General features: G+C 32.7%; 16 protein-coding genes. 3 read left to right on the top strand and 13 right to left on the bottom strand.

Going from position 1 to position 22,363, the window contains the following annotated elements; translation table 11 throughout:
* Positions 1–295: 295 nt before the first annotated feature.
* A complete protein-coding gene (locus ABJF52_RS11370; RefSeq protein WP_348150117.1) occupies positions 296–1,399 on the bottom strand; it encodes a DUF5009 domain-containing protein in 1,104 nt (367 codons plus the stop codon).
* Positions 1,400–1,850: 451 nt separating this feature from the next.
* On the opposite strand from ABJF52_RS11370, the gene ABJF52_RS11365 reads away from it, so the two are divergent.
* From ABJF52_RS11365 to ABJF52_RS11355, 3 genes are all read left to right on the top strand, one after another.
* Entirely contained in the window at positions 1,851–3,059 is a 1,209-nt protein-coding gene (locus ABJF52_RS11365) for a site-specific integrase (RefSeq protein WP_348150115.1), read from the top strand.
* A gap of 565 nt (positions 3,060–3,624) precedes the next feature.
* Positions 3,625–5,403 carry a hypothetical protein gene (locus ABJF52_RS11360; RefSeq protein WP_348150113.1) on the top strand — a complete coding sequence of 593 codons (1,779 nt, stop codon included), beginning with the start codon at positions 3,625–3,627 and terminating at the stop codon, positions 5,401–5,403.
* A 10-nt stretch (positions 5,404–5,413) separates the two neighbouring features.
* Positions 5,414–7,234 (top strand): hypothetical protein, encoded by a 1,821-nt coding sequence (locus ABJF52_RS11355; RefSeq protein ID WP_348150111.1) that lies wholly within the window; start codon positions 5,414–5,416, stop codon positions 7,232–7,234.
* Between the two features lie 63 nt (positions 7,235–7,297).
* Here the strand turns inward: ABJF52_RS11355 and ABJF52_RS11350 are convergent, their stop codons facing one another.
* The 12 genes from ABJF52_RS11350 to ABJF52_RS11295 all read right to left on the bottom strand — a co-directional run bounded on the left by ABJF52_RS11350 (position 7,298) and on the right by ABJF52_RS11295 (position 22,360).
* A complete protein-coding gene (locus ABJF52_RS11350) occupies positions 7,298–7,906 on the bottom strand; it encodes a hypothetical protein (RefSeq protein WP_348150109.1) in 609 nt (202 codons plus the stop codon).
* 409 nt (positions 7,907–8,315) lie between these two features.
* Positions 8,316–8,822 carry a hypothetical protein gene (locus tag ABJF52_RS11345; RefSeq protein WP_348150107.1) on the bottom strand — a complete coding sequence of 169 codons (507 nt, stop codon included), beginning with the start codon at positions 8,820–8,822 and terminating at the stop codon, positions 8,316–8,318.
* Between the two features lie 39 nt (positions 8,823–8,861).
* Positions 8,862–9,794 carry a DNA-processing protein DprA gene (locus ABJF52_RS11340; protein ID WP_348150106.1) on the bottom strand — a complete coding sequence of 311 codons (933 nt, stop codon included), beginning with the start codon at positions 9,792–9,794 and terminating at the stop codon, positions 8,862–8,864.
* Positions 9,784–11,067 (bottom strand): hypothetical protein, encoded by a 1,284-nt coding sequence (locus ABJF52_RS11335; RefSeq protein ID WP_348150104.1) that lies wholly within the window; start codon positions 11,065–11,067, stop codon positions 9,784–9,786. Before ABJF52_RS11335 ends, ABJF52_RS11340 begins: the two co-directional genes overlap by 11 nt.
* Positions 11,068–11,096: 29 nt before the next feature.
* Positions 11,097–11,435 carry a DUF3127 domain-containing protein gene (locus ABJF52_RS11330; RefSeq protein WP_348150102.1) on the bottom strand — a complete coding sequence of 113 codons (339 nt, stop codon included), beginning with the start codon at positions 11,433–11,435 and terminating at the stop codon, positions 11,097–11,099.
* A gap of 89 nt (positions 11,436–11,524) precedes the next feature.
* Positions 11,525–11,950 carry a hypothetical protein gene (locus ABJF52_RS11325; protein WP_348150101.1) on the bottom strand — a complete coding sequence of 142 codons (426 nt, stop codon included), beginning with the start codon at positions 11,948–11,950 and terminating at the stop codon, positions 11,525–11,527.
* 6 nt (positions 11,951–11,956) lie between these two features.
* Complete coding sequence (locus tag ABJF52_RS11320) at positions 11,957–14,938, bottom strand: DEAD/DEAH box helicase family protein (protein WP_348150100.1); 2,982 nt, start codon at positions 14,936–14,938, stop codon at positions 11,957–11,959.
* 227 nt (positions 14,939–15,165) lie between these two features.
* The gene (locus tag ABJF52_RS11315) at positions 15,166–16,503 is read right to left on the bottom strand and encodes an ATP-binding protein (protein ID WP_348150098.1); all 1,338 of its coding nucleotides are present in this window, start codon (positions 16,501–16,503) and stop codon (positions 15,166–15,168) included.
* A gap of 2 nt (positions 16,504–16,505) precedes the next feature.
* Positions 16,506–17,846, bottom strand: a complete 1,341-nt coding sequence (locus tag ABJF52_RS11310; RefSeq protein ID WP_348150096.1) for a restriction endonuclease subunit S — start codon at positions 17,844–17,846, stop codon at positions 16,506–16,508.
* Positions 17,846–19,639 (bottom strand): class I SAM-dependent DNA methyltransferase, encoded by a 1,794-nt coding sequence (locus tag ABJF52_RS11305; RefSeq protein ID WP_348150094.1) that lies wholly within the window; start codon positions 19,637–19,639, stop codon positions 17,846–17,848. Before ABJF52_RS11305 ends, ABJF52_RS11310 begins: the two co-directional genes overlap by 1 nt.
* 61 nt (positions 19,640–19,700) lie before the next feature.
* Positions 19,701–20,687 carry a hypothetical protein gene (locus ABJF52_RS11300; RefSeq protein ID WP_348150092.1) on the bottom strand — a complete coding sequence of 329 codons (987 nt, stop codon included), beginning with the start codon at positions 20,685–20,687 and terminating at the stop codon, positions 19,701–19,703.
* Positions 20,687–22,360, bottom strand: a complete 1,674-nt coding sequence (locus ABJF52_RS11295) for an AAA family ATPase (RefSeq protein ID WP_348150090.1) — start codon at positions 22,358–22,360, stop codon at positions 20,687–20,689. Before ABJF52_RS11295 ends, ABJF52_RS11300 begins: the two co-directional genes overlap by 1 nt.
* Between the last annotated feature and the right edge of the window lie 3 nt (positions 22,361–22,363).

The following is a 22,363-nucleotide window of genomic DNA, read 5'->3' as shown; positions in this document are numbered from 1 at the left end:
GCAATTTTAAGTTGTAAAACTATTAGCTGTGTTGTTCCTGATGAAAGAAAGGCCAAGGCTATCTACAACACTTTAAATAGTGAAATAAGTACTGATTGTCCTGCAACAATCTTAAGAACACATGAGGATACAAAATTGTTTTTAGATAAGGGTTCAGCTTCTCTTCTTTAAATAATTATTATATCCAATATGCACAATTTTTATGGGGTATAAATTATATTTAATTGGGTTTTTACTTGTAAAAACCCAATTAAATAATAACTAAAAAAAGTATCCATTATCTGGGTAATCCGGTCTAAATTCTAATAAATATCTTCTTTTTATACATCCAATAACAAATATACCATAGCATAAAAAGTACGATACAACTTAAAATTATATGAGCTCCAAAATCACCTGTCCATCCAAATAGAGCATTTGAAAATGGAAGAAATATTTTCTTAATAAGTTCCGCTCCACCAATATGTGCAAAAAGGTAAATAAATAAAGGGTTCATACCTACTACTGCAAAAAACAAAACGCCTTTTTGATATTTTTTAATATCTATTAACCAATAACATAAAGCCAGAGCTAATAACGACCATCCTCCACTTGCAAAAACAAAAGTTGTTGTTGCTATTTTCTTAATTATTGGTGTAAAAGGACTTAAACCAAAACCAATTATTAGGCATATAGCTCCAGCACCCATTAAATACATTAATTTTTTCTTAGCCGGATACTCTCCTATCAACAATTGTCCTGCAACCACGCCCCAAATAGTATGAGCTGCTGTTGGAATGGCATTAAACATTGCCCAGCCACTACCATCTTCTTCTCCAGAAACAAGAATATTAAACCATGCTGGGAAATTTTCACCATTCACAAATGCATTTGTAAAACCTTCAACTGGAAAAAACCGATATAAACCTTCTGTTATTAAAAGTAGTAGTATTGAAAAACCTATTTGCACTGCTACTGGTTTTCGAATCACCAAAAATGCAAGAATATAAGTTACACCCAGTTGTGCAAGTACATTTTGAAATCTAAAAACAATTTCACCCGGGTCAATACAATACAAAGCCCATCCAAGGAAAAGCATTAAAAGTGCCCTTTTAACAGCATGCTCAGTTAATTCTTTAAAGGAGGCACCCTTTGCTATTCTTTTTGCAAAGGATAATGGCATTGCCACTCCTACTATAAACATGAAAAATGGTTGAATTAAATCCCAAAAATGGAGTCCTTCCCATTCAACATGATGAAATTGGCTTCCTAATGCATGAATAAAAGTACCTTCAAATTGAGGCAATACTAAATAGGAGAATAAATGTGAAAACTCAGCAATTAATAAGAACATTGTTAAACCTCTATAAAAATCGAGAGACAATAGTCGGCCATTTGATTTTTCTTGTATTTCAGACATGGTTTTGTTAGTTGGTTTTTGGTTAAATAGGGCAAACTTAGTTTCCTAAAAAAGTGCATGGAGCAAGGCTCAACACTAGAATTATAAGGAACTAGCCTACAATATACTTAATGAAAAGTTGAATACAAATTCCCACATCCGGTTTCTTCATAACTTTTGTAAGGCAACATATTTTACGATAAAAATACCTAGGTTATAAAATCAAAAAAGTATAGCGTTCTCCATAAAAAAAGCCCAAGCATATGCTTGGGCTTTTTATTTGTGGTCCCACATGGACTCGAACCATGGACCACCTGATTATGAGTCAGAAAGTATTTGTTTTTAATTCTTTCTATTCTTTTCTATTCTCTCCATATCAATTGATTTACAATCATTTAAATTTTTATTTAGTTCTAAATAGTTTCGAAAAATTCAATAAATGTTCGACCTATGTTCGACCTAACACATAATTATGGCTAGTATAAAACTTAAATTAAAAAACAAAGAATACGCAAATGGTAAATTCCCAATCGTGCTTCAAATAATTAAAAATAGAAAGGTCAAAATTATAAGTCTAGGATTCTTCTGTAAACCCCAAACATGGGATTCAAAAGAAGGTTTATTTAAAGGCAACTTTAACAATGCCAATATTCTAAACACTAAGTTGGAAAAAATCAGGCTCAAAGCAAGACTAATTCTGCTGGAATTTGAAGAGGAAGATATCAACTTTACATTAGAAGAATTTGAAAACAAATTCAGAACCACATCAAATGAATCTCTTTCTGTCTTTGAGTATTGGAAAGAAATTATTGCTGAAATGGAAAGTACCGGAAGGTTTGGAAATGCAGATGTTAATAAAGACACGAAACGTTCTCTCCAGAAATTCAATGGTAGTGACCAGCTATCTTTTAGTCAGATTACGGTATATTACCTCGAAAAGTATGAAGTTTTTCTTCGAACCAATGGCGGCACAAATGGCGGTATTGGTGTTAAAATGAGAGCAATAAGAGCCTTATATAATTCTGCAATAAGGAGGGGTTTTGTAAAAAAAAGCAGATACCCTTTTGTAAATTATAAAATCTCCAAATTAAAAAGTAGTCCTATAAAAAGGGCGTTACCAATTGATTTTATTAGAAAAATTGAATCTCTAGAGGGATTAAAATCGAATAGATTAACTAATGCCCGAAATTACTTCTTATTCAGTTTTTACACCCGTGGAATGAATTTTACAGATATGGCACTTTTAAAATGGAGTGATATCTCAGAAAATCGAATCTTTTATAAAAGGAATAAAACAAATGTAAATTTCAATATCAAAATTTTACCTCCAATTCAGGAAATACTGGATTATTATCAAGCTAATGGAAATTTAACAAATTACATATTTCCCATTCTCTACAGAGAAGATTATGACCCTAAACAAATCCAAAATAGGAAGAAGAAAATGTTAAAAGAGTACAACAAAGATTTAAAGCATATTGCAATACTCTGTGGTATTAACAAGTCTTTTACAAGCTATGCTGCTCGTCACAGTTTTGCCAATTGTTTAGTTCAAAATGGAACCTCCATTGATGTGGTTAGCCAATCAATGGGTCATTCAAGTGTACTTGTAACAAAAGCCTATGTAAAGGATTTAGGTAGCATTATACTTGACGACGCGTGTGAAATTTTATTGAAATAAAAAGATATATCATAATTAATATCGTGGTCAAAATAAAGGCTATTTAGCATCATAATCAAATTCTATGTATAAAACAACTGTTTGATTTTCACATAGAATTATATATCCTTATAAAAAATCATACTCATGAAACACTACTTAATTTACCTTTTATATAGAAAATATCTTCACAAGATTAAACTTATATATAGTATAAACTTTCTGCCTAAGAAAACCTATGGCTAATTCTTATCCATTTATAAACTTTTTCCTACAAACTATACATAAACCATATATTGAACACCTATAATCAATTAGTTTTGTAGTATTAACATATTCCTCCTAAAAGAAGTTTCAAATTAAATTTATTTACCCCCAAGAAAACTTCCATTACCAAACCAACCATATCTAGAATAAATTTAAGAATAACCATTCTTGCATCTGCTGTTCTCCAGAAGTGATTAAGACCAAATTAATTGCACCTATAATCTAAGTTTAAAAGCTATTGACTTTTGACATATAATTTATTGATGTTCCCTCTATAATTGATAATAAACAAGCGATAATAATTTTAAAAACAAATGAAATGAAATTATTCAGTAATTGGCAATTTGTTACCACCAAAACTATCCACACTTTAAAAAACAGATTTAGAATAACTGGTGCAGCATCAGGAAACGGCACATATGATCCAGTTGATGGGGCTGTAAATAATGTTTCAGGTATTCAGGGTTGGGATTTAATAGCTGAGTACCAAGAAAATGGTGAAAGTACTTGGAATCCCTCCAAAATGAAATTATTAAGCCGTGTACAAAATGGCGCAGAATTAAAATATGTTATTGGCGCAGAGGATCCTAGGCCAGCAGAAGATTATGAGGACATTCAATGGGATGCTGTCTTTAAAGGTCGCATGTTTGATATTCCTTATAGGCCATATGCTGTGAGGATAAATGATTTATTTCAAATGCCAGATGGAATATTCGACACTATATTAGGTTCTTATTATATGGGCATTCGTATAACCAATGTGTATGCTGAAGCTTTTACAGCTAGCCATACACTTGATATTTCAAATCATTCTAGATCTGAGTTGTCAGCACAAGGAATTACCATTATTGATACTTGGACTTCACAGGAATTAAATCGACTAAGTCAAGAACAAATAGGTCGTGGAATAAGTTTAAACGGATTACAACCAGGTGAATCTAAGACCATTTACTTTAAAATAAGTGTTGGAGGAGCAGCACCTAAAAAGTATAACATCGAATTTATCCATATCGATATTGACGGAACACCGGACCCAAAAAATCAAAAACGATTACTTAATAAACAGTTTTTTGTTAGCTCATCGTATGTAGATAGCGCAAACGGAGAATTGGTATGTTCAGTGGCAGAAGGTACCGTTAGAATGAAATTAAAGGAGGTAGGATATGATAAAAAAGGTGCAAGTAAGTCTAGGAAAAAATGCAAATGCCCCACATCTAAAAACCAAGAATCTCTTGAGGACCTAAGAAAGAAATTAATGGAGCTTTTAGATGGTAAAAAAATTGATGCGTGTGAAATTAATAAATTACTTGAAGGAACATTGGGTCCGGATTGGGAAAAGTGTTGCGACCCAATCGAACTAAAAGCAGGTAAATATTGTGTAAAACCATTTTTTGCTTTTCCAATAAAATATGAGGTCACTATTGAACCCTCAACAGCATTTATCGGACAATATGGTCCAATTCCGTTCAACGATCCTTGGTGGAAAGTGTTATTACTCATAGTTGCGGCAATTCTATTTCTTGCTGGCGTACTTACCGAAGCTGCCGACATAGCCTATCATGATGAAGATTTAGTAATTGGGACATTGGATCGCTTTCAAGGAAATGATATAGATGGTGCTCTTTGCAGGCTTGACACAAGTAGAGCGCTCAATCTCAGAGAAATGATTGATGCAAAATCAGACGAACCACATACTGTATTTGTTACTACACTAGATGGAGTCATTTCACTTAACGGACCTGTTATGTCCAGAACAGAAATAGAAGCATTTTTAGCTACAGGTGACACCAACAACTTAAGAGTATTTAAATCTGGTGGTCGAACTGGACTGACTTTTGGCATCATTACTGGTTCAAATTCTTTTGGTCATCCTGAAGTAACATGGGGCATCGGACAGTTAAGAATAGAAGTTGATGATGATCCTTCCTTTGGTAACGGTATGGAGGTTAGCAATAGCGGTGATTCAGGTTCGTGTTGGATACATCAAGCCAGTCTCAGACCAGTCGGATTAAATCATTCAGGAAATATTGATGGAGATGAATTTGCTGTGGCATCATTTCTTGAAGATGTCCAAAGCATTTTAAATGTAACTTTTTAAAACTGACACCATGCAAAATAAATCAAATAAAGAATTTACGCCTGAATTTCTAAATAATTTAATACGAAAATTACGATTTGAATATAGTACAGATCCAAATATCAAACATATTAGTTGGGGACTAGGAAAATCAAAAGGAAAGCTTAATAAAGGAGTCTGTATAATCTTCACAGTACATCAAAAAACAAATAGTGAAAAAGTACTAACTGCACTTAGAACCCATAAGATACCCAATGAAATCGAAGGTGTACCTACAGATATTCAAGTAGGAAATGCAATGAAACTCTCGTCTGCTGTAGGAAGTAGAGGCGATGTAATTGCTGATCCATTAAATGGAGGCTGGACTTCAAGTAATGCGGATAATCATATAATTTGGTTTAATGGGTGGGGAACAATAGGACTTTTGTGTACTGATAATGAAACAGGTGACTTGATGGCATTATCAAATTGGCATGTTTGGGCTGATGGTGGAGAAGAAGGTGACACCATTATACAACCAGGAATTCCAAGAACTGGAGATAATGTAGAAGGTGTTGCCAAAGTACTTGCCTGTGGACCAATACTGACATCTATTCTTGAATGGGAATCACCTGACCCAATTGCACTGGGACTTTATGGCGGTGCAGCAGCTTTAGCTATTGCTGCAGCATTAAGTGACTACCGAGATCCTAGCCGTAGAGGACAAGATGCCACAATTCCAGGACCAGGAGAGAAAACAATGATGGAAAAAATTGTTGTCGACACAGTTTATAAAGATTTGCCAATTCCTGGAACACCATTTAAAACTGATGTTAAATGGAATTACGAAAGGCATACTGATGCGAACCTTTATGAGCATTCTGTTTCCGAAAACCAAATTAATGCACAGTTTTTATTGGGTAAATATGTAACTTCTGATAAACAAGCATATAATCCTGGAGAGAAAGCAAACATATATACAGCAATTTGGGATTATCAGCCCAGACCATGCGACGGATATCATGTTGTGGCACATATGGTTTCAGAAGATAATCCTAGTATAGCATACCCCGTAATTTTACATCCATCTGAATGCTCTAAGAGAATTCCTTGGTATCCTCCAAGTAAAAACGATGACAAAATAATTTGCTATGACTTTGGCAAGCATAAACCAGGAACAAAATTTCATTTCAAGCACCATTTCGATTGGTTGCATTGTTACAGTATGGACGAAAAAAATCTCATAATTACCGATTGGCAAACATCTAATGGAGGCAAGAATAAAGGAGAATTGATGATTGGACAAAAAGGTCTTAGGTTTACGCACAACCCAAGTTCAGCTGTAAACATAACCGTGGCTGCATTTACAAACCAACCTATTATTATTAAAGCCTACGATTATAATGGAATACAAATTGGAAGTGCTCAAAGTACCGGAAAATTTGGCTCTGTCGAAACTATTAGTTTTAAAAGGCAAGGAATTGCAGGTATAACAATAACTGGCGGCGGTGGCGAGGGTGTTGTTCTTAAATACTGTGTAAGTACAGATATTGAGAATGAACAAATTATAGAATTTAGTCCTGAAATATATACAAGGTTGGAAACAGCACATGTAAAGTTTAAAGACAATACAGGGCGAAATGCTAAAGCAAATAGATGTTGCTTTGAAGGTTCATTCCGTATTCCACCAATGGAGGTTAAAGGTCGTTGGAATATATATTTGACAGTACAAAATGTTAATAATGTACCACAAGGCACAAAACCAGAAATAGCCGCAGAGACCATTGGTGGACACTTGCTCACTGCACCGGTAGCACAAGTCGCTGGATGTTTATTTATGATGCTCGGTGATCATGTATTTGATATCTTTTAATTCCTTAAAAACTAACTGACTTTGAGTATATCACAATGTTAACTTAATACACCATTTGGTTATTTAGATTTTATTTTCAAAAAATCTATCAAGCACAGAACTAATATGCAAGGGTTCTTTCTCAAACGTTCGGTTCTCCATTAATAAAACATCATTTATTGGAGTAAGCGATAGCCAACAATTACCATTCTCTCTTGGATAAACAGCATATGCACATTTAGTACCTGCTTTAAGTGTATAATCCTCTTTAATTGTAAATGTACCCCTGAATGCTGAATTACCTTTTTTTCTATAATAAGGGTTTTTCAATAGTTCAAAACTTAGCCGAGAAAATGATTGAGAGAAATGTTCATTTGTCGATTTTTTCACCTTTTCTATATATGCTAACAATTTTTTAGGCAATTCGGAATGAAATATAAATCTAGGTACGGATTTTTTTTTATCGCGTACTGTATCTAATAGCCCTAGCTCCCTAAACTTTTCCATAAGCATCAATTTGCTTTCATTTGTCAAATAATTTAGGCCTTGAAAATCTATATTTTCTGAAGGATTCTTTACAATACCATATAAAACCTGATTCTCTTCTAGGCTTAATTGCCTCCAGGCAAATTGCTCTATTGCCGTGTTCAACCTAACTTCTAAAGTACTGTCTAAATTTTCATTTTTTTTCATAAAAAAAGCGCGGAACTGAATATGCTGATTTCGAAGGTATCGCCAGACACCCTATAGCCAAACAAGAACAGTCCACGCTAAAGCGTAGACATTCGTTCTGATTTTGGCTATTCATATTAAAACTGGCGATTTTATCGAAACCTAATCAAAAGCAAATGCTTTCGTATTTTTATATGTCTTTTTGTTCCTTATTTCATTAATAACTATTTAATCCAAAAATAGTCAATTACGCATAATCTATGGCACTTCGACCATCACCAAACTTACAACACTAAGTAACTATAATAAGACTAATCATATAAACATCAAGTTTATTATTTTAAATACACAAATAATATTTAGCAAATTAAGTTCCCTATAATAAATACGATTAAATGATTTGAAATGATAGATTGAAATAAAGCTGTACTTATAGAAATATATTGCCAAATTCAATAGTATTCTTAAAATCGTTTTTTTCTATATAAATTGGAAAGTCATCCATCGAATGGATAAATACCATTGGATGTTCAATATCATCAACGCCCTCATAATCAAGATATGAAATCAAAAAGTTAAAATACTTACCTTTTCCTAATTGTTCATATTCTAAAATCCACTTATTTAATTTGGGACCTGAGTTTTTCACTGCATAATATTCCTTTAAAACATCTTCAATTTTATTCTCCTCCTTATAAAATTCAGAAATTAAGTCAAGCTCTTGAAACAAATTAATAAACCCAACTTCACTGCTTGGCTTCCAAAATGATGGTAATCGGGATTTTGAACCATCTTCAAATTCATACCAATGCAATTTATTTTCAATCTCAACAGTTTTTTCATACTCATCAGTATACTTCAAAAGCCACCATTCGACTTTAGCCATCGAATAAATGCCATCAGTAATTAAGCCTTTAAATTCGAAAATTGGGTGCATTAATTATATTTTGATCCAGCGGATGAAATTTCATTAATTCTATAACTCTTTTTCAAATAATAAATAATCTTCTTTGCTTTTAAGCGGAACAATTTTTTTAACCTTAATATTATTAATGCTTTTAATTTCACACATTTCAATAATACCATCAATACCTTTATCGATAAAAATTCTGTTTCCTGAAAATGACTCTTCTTTTTCAAAAATTTCATTACCTCTAAAATTAATTACTCCTAGTGGTCTATTTAATTCTGAAAATGCTTTAATGGTATATTTTGATCCTCCTTTAATACTACTTTGAATCAAAATAATGCCCTTCGACAAGCCTGCTTGTATCCTACTTGCTTTGCTTCCAGAAAATTGATCTTCTCTTTTATTAGGTGGATTCTCAGAAATTAACAGCCCGTTATTCGCTAATACCTTTTCAGCAAGATCTTTTGTTATTTTCGATGATGTTTTGTTATAATTTAAACCTCCGGAAAGCACACCTGTAACATTTGAAAAAACAACTTCATTATTTTGAATAGCGTATTTATCTATCCCCTCAACTAAACCATTACAAATTGACCATTCTTTTGAAAAATAGCTTCCTAATTTAGATGCAATTTTATTACCCAGATTATCCGATTTTCTAGACCCAATAATCGCTACACATTTTTCAAGATTAGCCATATTCCCGCTTAAATATAAAACAGCTGGAGGGTTTTTAATTTCCTTTAATAGTGGAGGGTACTCAATTGAGGTTATAGGTATTATTTTAATGTTATTTTCAAAAGAATCTTCAATTATTTTATGTGCCAAAGGCAAATTTTCCTTAATTCCATCAATTGTAACTTTACCTCCAAGCATGTTACCTAACAAGTCGATTTCATCGATATAGGATTCAATTTCATTTAATCGTTTTTTTATAAATGCATCTCCAACTCCTTTAATCAAAGACAAAGCCAGTACATGTTCTATTCTAGAATCCATTATATATATTTATAGTATTGCCACAACCTTCTCCTCTGTATTCTGGTGGTGTACAAGAATAAAACTTGTTCCCTTTTTTACGATTTATTTTTATCTGCATTCCTTTACCGCATTTTGGACAGATTTTATTTGATAATGGTAGAATTAAATAAAATAAAGCAATAAATAGAATATTATTGGCTCCCCTGTTTCGCAATTGAGTGGCAATTTCATAGGCAGTTGCAGACGAGGTAAACTGATCATCCAAAACAACAACACTCTTATCTTTTAAATCATAAGATTCATAAATGGAAAGATATTTCGCAATAAAATCTCTACGAGATTTATAATCAGGATTATTTCTTAAACTTCCTACTACATTTTCATCCCATTTAAAAAGTTCTACTTTTGGAATATCACTTTCAACTAAATCAAATATTTCCTTCATTTTGTTTGGAGGAGTGGTTGTTTTTTTATCTGAAACATATGAAAGATAATCCCAATTGAAACTATTTTGAGCCTCTACCCTATATAAATAAGTTGATACTGAAATTGCTAGCTTATTTAAAAGCTCAGTTGATCTATCCGGGTTGTCAATTTGAAAATACTTGTCCGCCCTTGCATACTTATCACACTCTCCATCTTCTTGTCTCGCTAAACAACGGAAAGCGGTAAATCCATTCTCATGTTTTTGAAATTTAAACTTAACCGCTTTTGAAGAATTTTCACCCTGAAAAACCGATTCTAGCGCTAATAAGTTTTCCCAAGGGTTTGAAATAATTTCGGCTAATTCATCGAAATTATTAGCATAGTATGTTGGACCATGTTTAATTTGCTTCCTGTTATCTCCAATTCCATCTCTTGTATCAATTTCATTTGAATTATAAAACGTTGTAAGGACCGTTCTAATATTTAATAAACGACCTAATGCAATATCAAGCCAACTATCCCCAACTAGAATAAAATTATCTTTATTTATAAAGGCTTCACTTAATCCAGGAATAGATTGGATATAATTTCGGGTTTTTATATCATTAGGCTTATCTGCTAAACTTAAATAAGGCAAATCAAAAATTTGTTCTGCAATTGCTTTGACATATTTTGGATGGCTATCAGAAATAATATATAATTTATTCCCCAATAAAAATTGCTCTTTAATAAAATTTAGTGCATTTGGAAACACATATTTTTTAATAAATTCTACATCTGTATCTTCAATCCCATCCTTCATTTTTTTAAAATAAGGATGTGCGGTATGTGTTAATGTCCCATCTAAATCTAAAAATATAATCATTATGATTTTATATTTTAATTTGGCATTTTTTAAAAAGGTAAATCTTCATCAATAGGGGCAGAACTTGGTTCCGGTGGTGGAATATTCACATCATTCTTCATTATTATTTTCCATCCCTGAATAGAATTGAAATATTTAGATTGACCTTCCGGATTTATCCATTCTCTACCTCTTAAATTTATAAACACAGTAACTTCATCACCAATAGTATAACTATTTAATAAATCACATTTATCCTGTACAAATTCAACCAATAACATTTGTGGATATTGTTCATTGGTAACAACTACTAATTCACGTTTTTTAAATCCGTTATTTCCTATGTTTTGAGTCTTATTTATCAATTTTATTTTACCTGATATATCCATAGTTCTTTTTATACACAAATTAAAAATAGATGTATGCAGCCAATTTGCATACCATTACTTATTCTAAAACTGTTTTTTATAAATAAATTTCATACCTTTTTATTCCATAATGGTAAACTACCATTATTTTGTAAAATCTTGCTTAATAGTGTGTTTTCTATATTTCTAGGAAAATCTTTATTTAGTTCACCATAGGTAACGTACCATTTTACTATAATCTTTTTTATACCATCTTCATTCATTTTCATTGGCCAAGAACGTCTTCTATTAAGACCAAATTGTTTACCGTTTACAATGCGTCCGCCTAGTCCATCTTTACGATGAATTATTTCACCAACAGGACTTTCCCTACCCGAAATTCCGATATAGATTAATTTACTGGTCTTGAATTCCTCTGCATAAATTAGATAAATACCGCTACTATGTCTTGGAGCGTTACAACAATCAGAGAGGTTGTCGATTGGAGTAAATTCGAATTGACCTTTTTCTTTAAATAATTCTAATGATTTTAGCATGCTTTTCTATTTTCTTAAACCTCTAACCTCTCTATCATATATTTCTTTAAACAATAGGGATTTAAAAAGATTGTTGGCTTTTTCATCAGTCATTTTATTGTAAAAGTCGAGTTTGGTGTTTATAAAATTCAAGAATTCCCCGTCAACTTCTTCATCAAATTTATCTTTAATATTGTTTTTAGAATTTCCCTTGTTGAAGTAAGCCATAAGATCCTGATTCTCATAAAGGTTTTTCTTTACCCTATTGAAATCTACTTTATCCTCATCGGTTAGGTCTAATCCAAACGTATCATTTAAGACTTTAATGATTTTAGTTAAGAAATCGACTTCATCTTCCGGTTTTTGTCCACCACCGCCAGGGGTCATTCCATAATCTTCTCCATCTTCAGAAACTAAGTCTAGATTGGCTGTAAATTTGTGTTGAATTTTATAACTGTCTAATTCAATATCATTAACCACATCTACGGGTAAATCACTTTTAACGTAGGGTAGTTTTTTAAGTAGGGCAGATAGAAAAACATATTTTTTCTCTAGGTCTATATCTGTAAATTGTATAATCTGACTTAAGAAACGATAAATCTTAGTATAAGACTTTGAGGCAGCTTTAAATGCATTTTTATCCTCATCTTCAAGCTCATTGTCAAAACGTTTTGCAATAGCCGCTAAAATGGGCTGTATTGCTTCCATGTTGTCGTTTGACTTAAAAAATATCTCAGCAAAAGCTTCAACCTCTGTTTCGTAAAAAACATTGAAGCTATCTACCTCGTCTAATAATGTGTATAAACTATTTGGGTCGGTTTCGTTTTCTTCTTCCATGTAGTTTTTACCATAGAAATGTTGAAAATCTGCACGCACCAGTTCTGGATCGTTCACAAAATCTAAAACCATTGTTGAGTCTTTTCCTCTTCGGTTTCTATTTAAACGCGACAAGGTTTGTACGGTACTTGCTCCACCTAGTTTTTTATCTACAAACATGGTGTGTAACAATGGTTCATCAAAACCAGTTTGAAATTTATTAGCTACAACCAATATTCTGTTAGCAGGTAGTTTTAGAGCTTCTGGAATACTTATTTTACCTCCTAAATTATTCATGCCACTTTCAGTAAATTCTTCATTGGTATCAGGGTCTTTTACTGTACCTGAAAACGCGACCAAAGCACGGTATGGCAGATTCATTTCTTTTAGAATGGCATCAAACTTTAGTTTAAAACGTACAGCATGTAACCTAGATTTTGTGACTAACATTGCCCTGGCTTGACCTTGTAATTCGTTTTGTGTTTGGCTTGTAAAATGCTCTAACATGATACGTGCTTTTTTCTCTATGGCATGATCTTGTAGATCTACATAGTTGCCTAAAACACGTACGGTTTTCTTTTTATCATATTCTTTATCTTCAATTTCTGTTCGCTTTACTAATTTATAGTAACGCTTAAAAGACATATAGTTTTGTAGCACATCTTTAATAAAGCCTTCTTTAATGGCTTCTTCCATAGTGTACTCATCAAATGGTTCTATTTTCCCATTTATTTTGGTGCCAAATAGCTCTAAGGTTTTTTGTTTAGGCGTTGCCGTAAAAGCAAATTGCGAAATATTTGGCTGTTGACCTTTTTTAGCAATTTCATCAGCAATGATTTCATCAGCTGTTTTTATATCTGCTTCGTCTTGTTCTGCTTCTTCTAAGCTTAAGGCTTTACGCATTTGACGAGACGATTCACCCGATTGCGAACTATGGGCTTCATCTATTAAAATAGCATACTTACGATCAGGATAATTGGTAACACTTTGTGCAATTACCGGAAATTTTTGTATCGTAGTTATAATGATGCGTTTCTTATCTTCGATAGCGTCTTTTAAATCTTGAGAAGTCGACTTTTCATCTATGTAAGCTACAACACCGGGAGTGTTGTCTAATTGACGAATATTATCTTGTATTTGTTTATTTAAAACACGCCTATCGGTAACTACGATAATAGAATCGTATAGAGCTTTGGGGTCTGTATAGTTCTGATAGAAATTAGCTAATCTATAGGCTAGCCAAGTAATAGTATTTGATTTACCCGAACCTGCAGAGTGTTGTACCAAATAGTTTTTACCGGTACCATCAATTTTTAGTGCATTTAAAATACGTTGTACTGCTCTGCGTTGATGAAAACGTGGAAACAATAATTTAGTCGATTTTTTATCCTCTAACTTTTTGGTTTTAGGATTATAAACTTTCTCTTTATCTGTCTGTACACTAATAAAGTTTTGTACTAAGTCTAGTAAAGAGTCTTTGCGCAATACATCTTCCCAAAGGTATTCCACTGCAAAACCTGTATCTGAATGGTTTTCTAAACCTGTATTAAACGGTAAAAAGTAAGTAGACTTTCCTTTTAATTCGGTAGCCATAAATACCTTTTCTGTACCAACTGCAAAATGTACCAAGCAACGTTTAAAGTCTAAAAAGGGTTCGCCTTTGGGTAGGCGATCTTGCATAAACTGTTTTATGGCATTATGGTGGTTCTGACCGGTTAATGCATTTTTAAGTTCTGCAGTAATTACAGGAATACCATTAATAAACAATACAAAATCTATTTCGTTATTATTTCGCTTAGAGTATTTTAACTGGCGAACAATTGCTAATCTGTTTTTAGCATAAGCAACTTCATGTTCTGGTGTTTTATCATTAGCTGGTTTAAAATATGCCAAATCTAAACGCTGTCCACGGTCTTTAACACCGTTGCGCAAAACTTCTAGGGTTTTGTTTTTAGTAATATTTTTGGCAATGTTCTCTACAATTTTAGTATCTACTAAAGCACCATATTGCTTAGCCAACTCTTCATACTTTTTTGGCTGGCTGTCTTTTACAAATACAATGATTTCAGAAGGAATAACACGCAAATCTTTATCATACAAATTTGGTGATACACTGTGGTATTCTTTAACCGTATTAACTAGGTAATTTTCTATATGTGCCTCAAAATGTATTTCTTTAGTACCTGATGCCATTTTAATCTGTTTTTTACTCTTGTTCTACTTCTTTGGTCCAATAAAGCCACTGTTATTTTAACTTGCTGGACCAAGTATGGCTCCATTATGAGCCCTTTATCAATTTAATAATTCTACTTTTTGAGCCCTTTAATACATACGTAAACCCTTGTTTTTATTAGGATTGTCTTATGTTGAACATTTTTAGTATAAAATATTGAGCCCATTATGAGCCCTTTATTTTTTATTTATGAATCCTTATTGAGCCCTTTTAAAACGTATATGGTACCAACTCCTGTGGTCCCCACTTTTTCAATAAAACTTTTTTCTAAATCATTTAAATACCTAGTCGCTGTAGCTTTGCTTACATCGCATAATTTTTGAACATCAGTATTTGTTATGTTTTCATTTTCTTGCAAATGCAATACAATTTTCACTAATTCTTTTTTCAAACCCATTTTACTGAGCCCTTTCTCTGAATAACTAATTAATGTTACTTGAAAATCGGGTGCAGTATTTGCAAAAATTGGTGGTGCTATTTTATGTGCTTTACACGCATTTATAATTTTTATGGTGCCACGACCCCAAGATTCTATATAACCTGCTCTAAATAAAGTGTTGGCTATATCTGGATTGAATGGTTTTGATGGGTGCTTCTCTGATAACCTATCTACCGTCCAATTTTCGGGTAACTGTCCTTCGTTCCAAAAGATAATTTTGTTGCTATACACACTTATTTGAATAGGAATACCACTACTATAGTCTTTATGTGCAATAGCGTTTAATACCGCTTCTCTAACGGCATCTTGCGGAAAGGTGAATTTCTCTTCACGAGTTCCATCATCTGCATATGAAATGCTTGCCTTATCGTATTTTGTTTTTAATAAGTCTAAAGTTTCTTCGGCTTGTTCTAGTAGGTTGCCTTTTATTTCGTCTTGGTATTTTAAATCGTCATCGTCTTCAAAAAAGCCAATTTTAATAAATGCGCCTGTAATATATTTTTCTGGGTTAGGATGAAACAATAATACAGCAGCTCTTTTAAGCATAGTATCATTATCTGCATATAGATTTAGACTTTCTAATAGCTCTTTATTGCTGCCCTCTAAATCTTCGGTTGATAAGCGTTTGCTTTTTTCAGCTTTCAGCTTAAAAATGTTAAACGTATTATCTTTTAAATCTTCTACTGAAATATTTGGTACAGGTACGCCGTCCCATTTTTTACCTTGGCGCTCTAGTAAAAATTTGGTTAAAGCAGCGCCTTTTAGTTCTTGTAGCGTACTCCCAGAACGGTAATAGTATTTACCACGTAAACTTATAGGAAACGGATACTGTTCTACTATAATTTCTAAATACTCTAAACCGTCTTTTGTGTGCAAATTCACCGCAACCATTACACCTAATACATCGCGTATTTGGTTTGGTAAATCTTCTAACAACTTTTGAGCATTGCTAATACCTTTTACAACACCTTTATTGTCTATGCCAATATATAAAGTGCCACCTTGTGCATTAGCAAAACCAGATACCCATTTTAGGTACTTCTCGTGCCAGGTCTCTTTCCACTCTATATGTTGACTCTCTGCCATGCTTATGCGTTTTTAGTTGGTGCTTGCCAATCTCTTACATCTATTTTACCGGTTACCGCTTCGCTAATGATGGATTGACGGTAGGTTTTTAGTTTTTTGATTTGAGATTTTGCTTTCTTAATTAGAACGGTATAATCTTTATTGTGAGATTCTAAAAACTTATAAATCGTTTCTTGTTCCTCTCTTGGTGGAAGTGAAATAATCATATTTTTTACTTCATCTAAATAGATATTCTTTTGAGTATTAGATTTCCCTATAGCAACATAAAGTTGTGGATTTCCTAAATAATGATAAAGAAAATCTATGCTGCATTTTAATGCTGTAATCGGAATAAAACCATCGTGAACACAGACAGGAATTCTGTTTATAAACATTTTTCCAATTGTAGCAGAAGCGGTCATTATCAGATTATTTGGCTCAACTCTTGCACTTTTATTTGAACCCAATTCTGACAATCTTAATTTAGCTTTATCAAGATACTTATCACATTTTGTTGCATCAGAAATATTTAAATAAGACCATTTTCCATTTTCATCAAAATAATTTGGATCATCAACTGGTCTTAAAATCGCACCTCTTGAGATAGTAGCTAAATACTTCAACTTCACAACCTCCCAATGCTCAGGAATTTCGCCCAACCATTCAATACCAGAATCTTTCATTTTGACATCTGGGTTTAAACCTTTAGTAACCGCATCGTTAATTATAGCTTGGCGTTGTGCTTGTAGTTTTTTAATTAATTGCTCCTTTTTTTCTATTAGAGTATCAATAATTTGGGTTTTGTGGTCTAGGTAGTTGGCTATTTGGGTTTGTTCCTTTTTCTGAGGTGCTGGAATAATTATTCGTCCTAATTGCCCTCTACTAATTCTTTGCATTGTAGCACCTCTAGAAATTAAGTCCGTATAGTCACTATATCCAACATCATTCATAACATACATTAGATATTTAGTGTCAAATTCATTTCTAGGTCTAATAATAACATTATCAACTGCAACTACAATTCTATAACCCAAATCAGGAATAATGCAAGCTCGACCAATTGGTTTATTTAATCGAGATGCCACTAAATCACCTGGAAAAACTTCAGTACAATTTAGCTTACCAAAAGTTTCATCACTTATAAAACCTCTTCCTTGTTCTTTATAATAGCCGGGACCAATATTCCCTGTTGTCAAATATCTAATCCCATCTTCTTCTATAACTTTACTTTCTATCCAATCCCCATCAAGAAATAAAGTTTGATCAGAATTATCGAGAAACTTAATTTTAATTGTTTCCCATTTTTTAGGAATTTTACCAATCCAATTAACACCACTTTCTTTATATGTTTCGTATGTCTTCATTAGGCTAACAAATCATTTAAAAGAGAAGTGATATCTTTTTCAAGTTCTACAATTTCTGCTTTAATTTCAGCAGCTGGCTGTAAACCTTTGTACTCGTAAAAGTATTTGGTAAAGTTTATTTCGTAACCAATGCGTGTTTTATCGTAATCTATCCACGCTTCTGGTACGTGTGGTAAAACTTCGTTAGAGAAATAGGTTTCTATATCGTCTGTTAATGGTACGTTTTCTTTATCGCGTTTCTTAGAATCTGGTTTTGGGTTGCCTTTACTCATTACTAGTTTACCGTCTTTATACAAGGGTTGTTCTATGGTGAGTTGGTAATAGCCAAAATTGTCATTATTAAATATTTTACAATGTTCGCTTTCTTCAAAGTTAGTATATAAGTCTAGTAAAGCTTCAATATGTGTTTCGGTAAGCTCATTACGTTTGTTCCCTAAACTCTTTTTGTTAGAGCGTGCAAAAATGTGCTCGGTTTCTTCTTTTCCTTTGGCATTGGTACCAATCACCTTACTAGCATTTCCATTAATTAACTGTACTTTACCTTTACGGTTTTCGGCTTTTTTATTGGTTAAAAACCAGATATAGGTATTAATACCTGTGTTATAGAACAAATCTTTTGGTAAGGCTACAATACACTCTAGCCAATCGTTTTCTATAATCCATTTACGTATGTCGCTTTCGCCACTTCCCGCATCACCTGTAAATAATGGCGAACCATTGGTAACCACACCTATTCTAGAACCGTTGGTTTGGTCCATTTTTGCAATCATGTGTTGTAAGAACAATAATTGTCCATCGCTAGTACGTGGCGTTCCTGCATAAAACCTTCCTGCTGGGTTTAAGGCTTCGTTTTCTATAAAGTTTTTGTCTTTTTTCCAAGTTACTCCGTATGGCGGATTTGCCATCATGTAGTGAAATTGCTTGCCTTGAAATTGGTCGTCTGTAAATGAGTTACCGTGTTTTATATCTCTTGGGTTTTCACCAGAGATTAAGGCTTCTGACTTTGCAATAGCACAGGATTGTTCGTTCAATTCTTGACCATAGGTTAACATGGTTGGTTTGTTGTTGGAATCTTTACAAATGTCATCTAACACAAAGTTTTTACCTAGATTCACCATACCACCTGTACCGCAAGCAGGATCAAAAATAGTACGTATAATACCTGGTTTAGATAGCTCTTCTTTTTCCGGTGTAAAGATGATGGCGTTCATTAAAGCAATTACATCACGCGGTGTAAAATGCTCTCCTGCTGTTTCGTTAGACTGCTCATTAGAAATACGGATCAACTCTTCGAACACGTAACCCATACTATGGTTGTCAATTGATTCTTGTCGTAAATCTATTTTACTACTGGTAATAGCTTCAATCATTTCGTACAACAAGCGGTTTTTAACCAGCCGTGCAATAATTTTATCAAACTGAAAGCTTTCTAAAATTTCGCGTACTTCTGGATTATACCCATTTAAGTAGTTGTTAAAATTGATTTCGATGTATTGTGGTTCGTCTTTTAACGAGTTAAGTGTGTGTTTTGAGGTGTTGTAATATGTGAGTCCTCCAGCTGCTTTTTTAAGGATGGGGTCTAGCTTGTCTTCGTTTACTTTATCTTTAAAGTCGTTGTAGCTTTTACGTACTTTTTCGTTTACGTTATCGAGCATACAATCTAGCCTACGTATTACTACAAATGGTAGTAGTACATCGCCAATTTCATTTTTCTTAAAGGCATCACGCAAGACATCGTCGGTGATTCGCCATATAAAGCCTACTTCTGGTTTGTTGTTTATATTGGTACTCATTTATTGTTTTGTTGTTGTATGGTGCAAATGTAATTTTAATGTGTGCGGTGATTGCGCACAATTAGAAATTTGATAAAATTGTATTATCTACAAAGCCTTCGTTAAAAATGACATCAGTATTAATTAAGTTGTTTTTTTCTATAAGCTTATAAACCTTAAGGGCATTACTTAAATGTTTATGTTTTTGGATTTCACCAAGGTAGTTGTCAATATCTTTAAATACCCAATTTCTGTCTCCATTTGTTTCATTCTTAATTCTTTTATCATCAAAAGCAACAAACCCTTTATGACTTTGGATATAATGATAATTGGTTAATATTGCTCTTTCATGAAAAGTTTTAGTGTCAGTTTGTGTAATAATAGAAATTTCTATCCCACTTTTACTGATTATATTTTTCTTCATTTTATTAATAATTGAATGAGCTTTACTTTTCGTAAGGCTACCACCTTTATTCTGAACAACTATCATTAAATGAAATGGAACTTCTAAAGATTGTGGAATAATGCTATTTAAAATAGGGTAAATATTATCATCATTCTCTTCTTTATATTTTTGAACATCTGACCACAAAAAATTATCAATAATAATGGCTGAGTTTAAAGGAGCTAATGGTTTCTCTTTAAATAATTCACTCCAACAATTTAATGTATTCTTTGTGCTATCAATACTATATCCATAATAATAGTTTTGATCTTGGATAAAATTTTCTTCTAGATTAAACGCTAATATACCGTACTTATCTCTGACATTTTTGGTCTCACTTTCCTTTAAATCTAGAATTAAGATATCATTTAAAAAGGCTTTGTACTCCTCTTTAGCTAAACTTTCGTATTTACTTTTATCAGCTAACAAACCGGCATTCTCTCTTTTAAAAAGCGCTTTCAGTAATGGATTTACTTTTATGAGTTCAAATATTTCTTCTTCTTCATTGTTAAGGACAACATCACAAAACTGATCAATAATATTAAACACAGTTAAATGATCTTCACTCATTAAAAGTATTTCTTCCAGGATGTCTTCACTACAGAAGAGTTTATGTGCACCCATTACTTATTTTTTAAATTAGCCTTATACATATCAACTGCAAGATCGTCTGCTACATTGAAAAAACCAGAACCAAATGGTCTATCAAATTTTCCATTTTCCATATAATTCATCGCATATGGACCATCGTTCTTGTCAAAGTAATAAAGACCGAATAAATCGGGGTTTTCAAGATTTAAAAATTGGGATTGTCTGATGACATATTCAGAATGCGTTTCTATAATAAACCTAATACCAAATTCATTGAATGCAGCCGCAAACAAATCTGCAAGTTTAGACTGTAATGCAGGGTGTAGATTAGCTTCTGGCTCTTCAATAACAATTAGCTTTCTCCGGTTTCGGATATATTTAAATTTGGTGTTGTGTCTGGTATCATCAATGCTTAAAGCTACTTTCAACAAAATGGAAAATATTTGTCCTGCACCGAACCCTTTATCAACTAAATTTACCCATGAATCATTTTCGAAAATTTCAATTTTTGTAGCAACCCCATCTATTGATTTCATTTGATAATCAGTGCCGACGTCAAATTTAATCATCCATTCTTTAAGAAATTTGCCAGCTTTGCTCTGTTTGACAATGGGTCTATTCGAATGAATTTTAATTAATTCATTGATATCGGTAGAAGTGTTGCTATTTAAATACAATCTTGTCTGACTGTTTCTTTGGGGACTTAAGTGATCGACAGCGAAAAGGAGCGCTGAACTAATTCTCTCTCCTAGTCTAAATGCTTCAGGGTTTCCACCAGTATTCCCTGCTAACTTGATTGATTTGTCATTTTCTCTTAGGTATTTAGGAAGCACTCGCCTGATAATTCTCTCAAGGGTTCTTTCAGACGGATGAAAATCTTCTAGTGAAAACTCTGGCCTATAGGTTATTATTGATTTTTCATTAGAATTTTTAGCTTCTATGTTTTTGATGGCTATTTTTTGTTTCCTTTTTGAAGCAACTATTTCCTGATTTAATGAAATAATCTTCTGCTTATTTGTTTTCAATTGTTTTGAAAGCTCTATAAACTCGAGATTCTTACTAATATCTTTTTCATTAGAACCAAGTATTTTTGTATTGGACGCTAAGCGCTTTTTGATAATAGCAATCTTTTTTTCAAAAAGTACCGCTTTGTCGTTTAATCTAATTAATTCTTTTCGATTATCATTTATTAGATTTTCAATCTTGACAACCAAGGTCTCGTCATCAGTAGGTTTTATATTTTCCTGAGTATCAATATGTCGATTCAATAGAAGGTCATCAAATTCTAATTGGTAATTTGAACCTCCTTTATGATATACTAATAGCTTTGCATCATCTTCTCTCTTAAGTTCTAATTTTAATAATCTTCCATTACCATTGGTTTTATCTTGGTTTGGTTGAAAGTGAAATTTGATTTCAAAGTCCTTATTTGAATATTGAAAAATTAAGTCTTTGTTTTTGTTGTTGCAGTTAACTCTATTTAACGCATTGCTGTAGCAGTCAATTTTGTGCTTTCTCGCATTTTCTCCATTAAAATTTAGTTCAAAGTGATTGTTTGAAATAATGTGGTCTTCTAGAATTAGTATTGCCTTAAAAATGGTAGACTTTCCAGAATTATTGGTTCCTGTAAAGAACGTAACCGGCGCTAAATCTAGATTCCAAGTGTCTTTAATTTTCCTAAAGTTGGATATTTGAATGTTGTTCATTTA

This window comes from Aurantibacter sp. (assembly GCF_039941195.1).
In the GTDB taxonomy this organism is placed as follows: domain Bacteria; phylum Bacteroidota; class Bacteroidia; order Flavobacteriales; family Flavobacteriaceae; genus Aurantibacter_A.
This window is presented reverse-complemented; position numbering and strand designations above follow the sequence as displayed.

What these genes read in the sequence shown, in the direction of transcription:
- ABJF52_RS11370 (WP_348150117.1), bottom strand. Translation starts at nt 1,399, where the DNA reads ATGTCTGAAATACAAGAAAAATCAAATGGCCGACTATTGTCTCTCGAT.
- ABJF52_RS11365 (WP_348150115.1), top strand. Translation starts at nt 1,851, where the DNA reads ATGGCTAGTATAAAACTTAAATTAAAAAACAAAGAATACGCAAATGGT.
- ABJF52_RS11360 (WP_348150113.1), top strand. Translation starts at nt 3,625, where the DNA reads ATGAAATTATTCAGTAATTGGCAATTTGTTACCACCAAAACTATCCAC.
- ABJF52_RS11355 (WP_348150111.1), top strand. Translation starts at nt 5,414, where the DNA reads ATGCAAAATAAATCAAATAAAGAATTTACGCCTGAATTTCTAAATAAT.
- ABJF52_RS11350 (WP_348150109.1), bottom strand. Translation starts at nt 7,906, where the DNA reads ATGAAAAAAAATGAAAATTTAGACAGTACTTTAGAAGTTAGGTTGAAC.
- ABJF52_RS11345 (WP_348150107.1), bottom strand. Translation starts at nt 8,822, where the DNA reads ATGCACCCAATTTTCGAATTTAAAGGCTTAATTACTGATGGCATTTAT.
- ABJF52_RS11340 (WP_348150106.1), bottom strand. Translation starts at nt 9,794, where the DNA reads ATGGATTCTAGAATAGAACATGTACTGGCTTTGTCTTTGATTAAAGGA.
- ABJF52_RS11335 (WP_348150104.1), bottom strand. Translation starts at nt 11,067, where the DNA reads ATGATTATATTTTTAGATTTAGATGGGACATTAACACATACCGCACAT.
- ABJF52_RS11330 (WP_348150102.1), bottom strand. Translation starts at nt 11,435, where the DNA reads ATGGATATATCAGGTAAAATAAAATTGATAAATAAGACTCAAAACATA.
- ABJF52_RS11325 (WP_348150101.1), bottom strand. Translation starts at nt 11,950, where the DNA reads ATGCTAAAATCATTAGAATTATTTAAAGAAAAAGGTCAATTCGAATTT.
- ABJF52_RS11320 (WP_348150100.1), bottom strand. Translation starts at nt 14,938, where the DNA reads ATGGCATCAGGTACTAAAGAAATACATTTTGAGGCACATATAGAAAAT.
- ABJF52_RS11315 (WP_348150098.1), bottom strand. Translation starts at nt 16,503, where the DNA reads ATGGCAGAGAGTCAACATATAGAGTGGAAAGAGACCTGGCACGAGAAG.
- ABJF52_RS11310 (WP_348150096.1), bottom strand. Translation starts at nt 17,846, where the DNA reads ATGAAGACATACGAAACATATAAAGAAAGTGGTGTTAATTGGATTGGT.
- ABJF52_RS11305 (WP_348150094.1), bottom strand. Translation starts at nt 19,639, where the DNA reads ATGAGTACCAATATAAACAACAAACCAGAAGTAGGCTTTATATGGCGA.
- ABJF52_RS11300 (WP_348150092.1), bottom strand. Translation starts at nt 20,687, where the DNA reads ATGGGTGCACATAAACTCTTCTGTAGTGAAGACATCCTGGAAGAAATA.
- ABJF52_RS11295 (WP_348150090.1), bottom strand. Translation starts at nt 22,360, where the DNA reads ATGAACAACATTCAAATATCCAACTTTAGGAAAATTAAAGACACTTGG.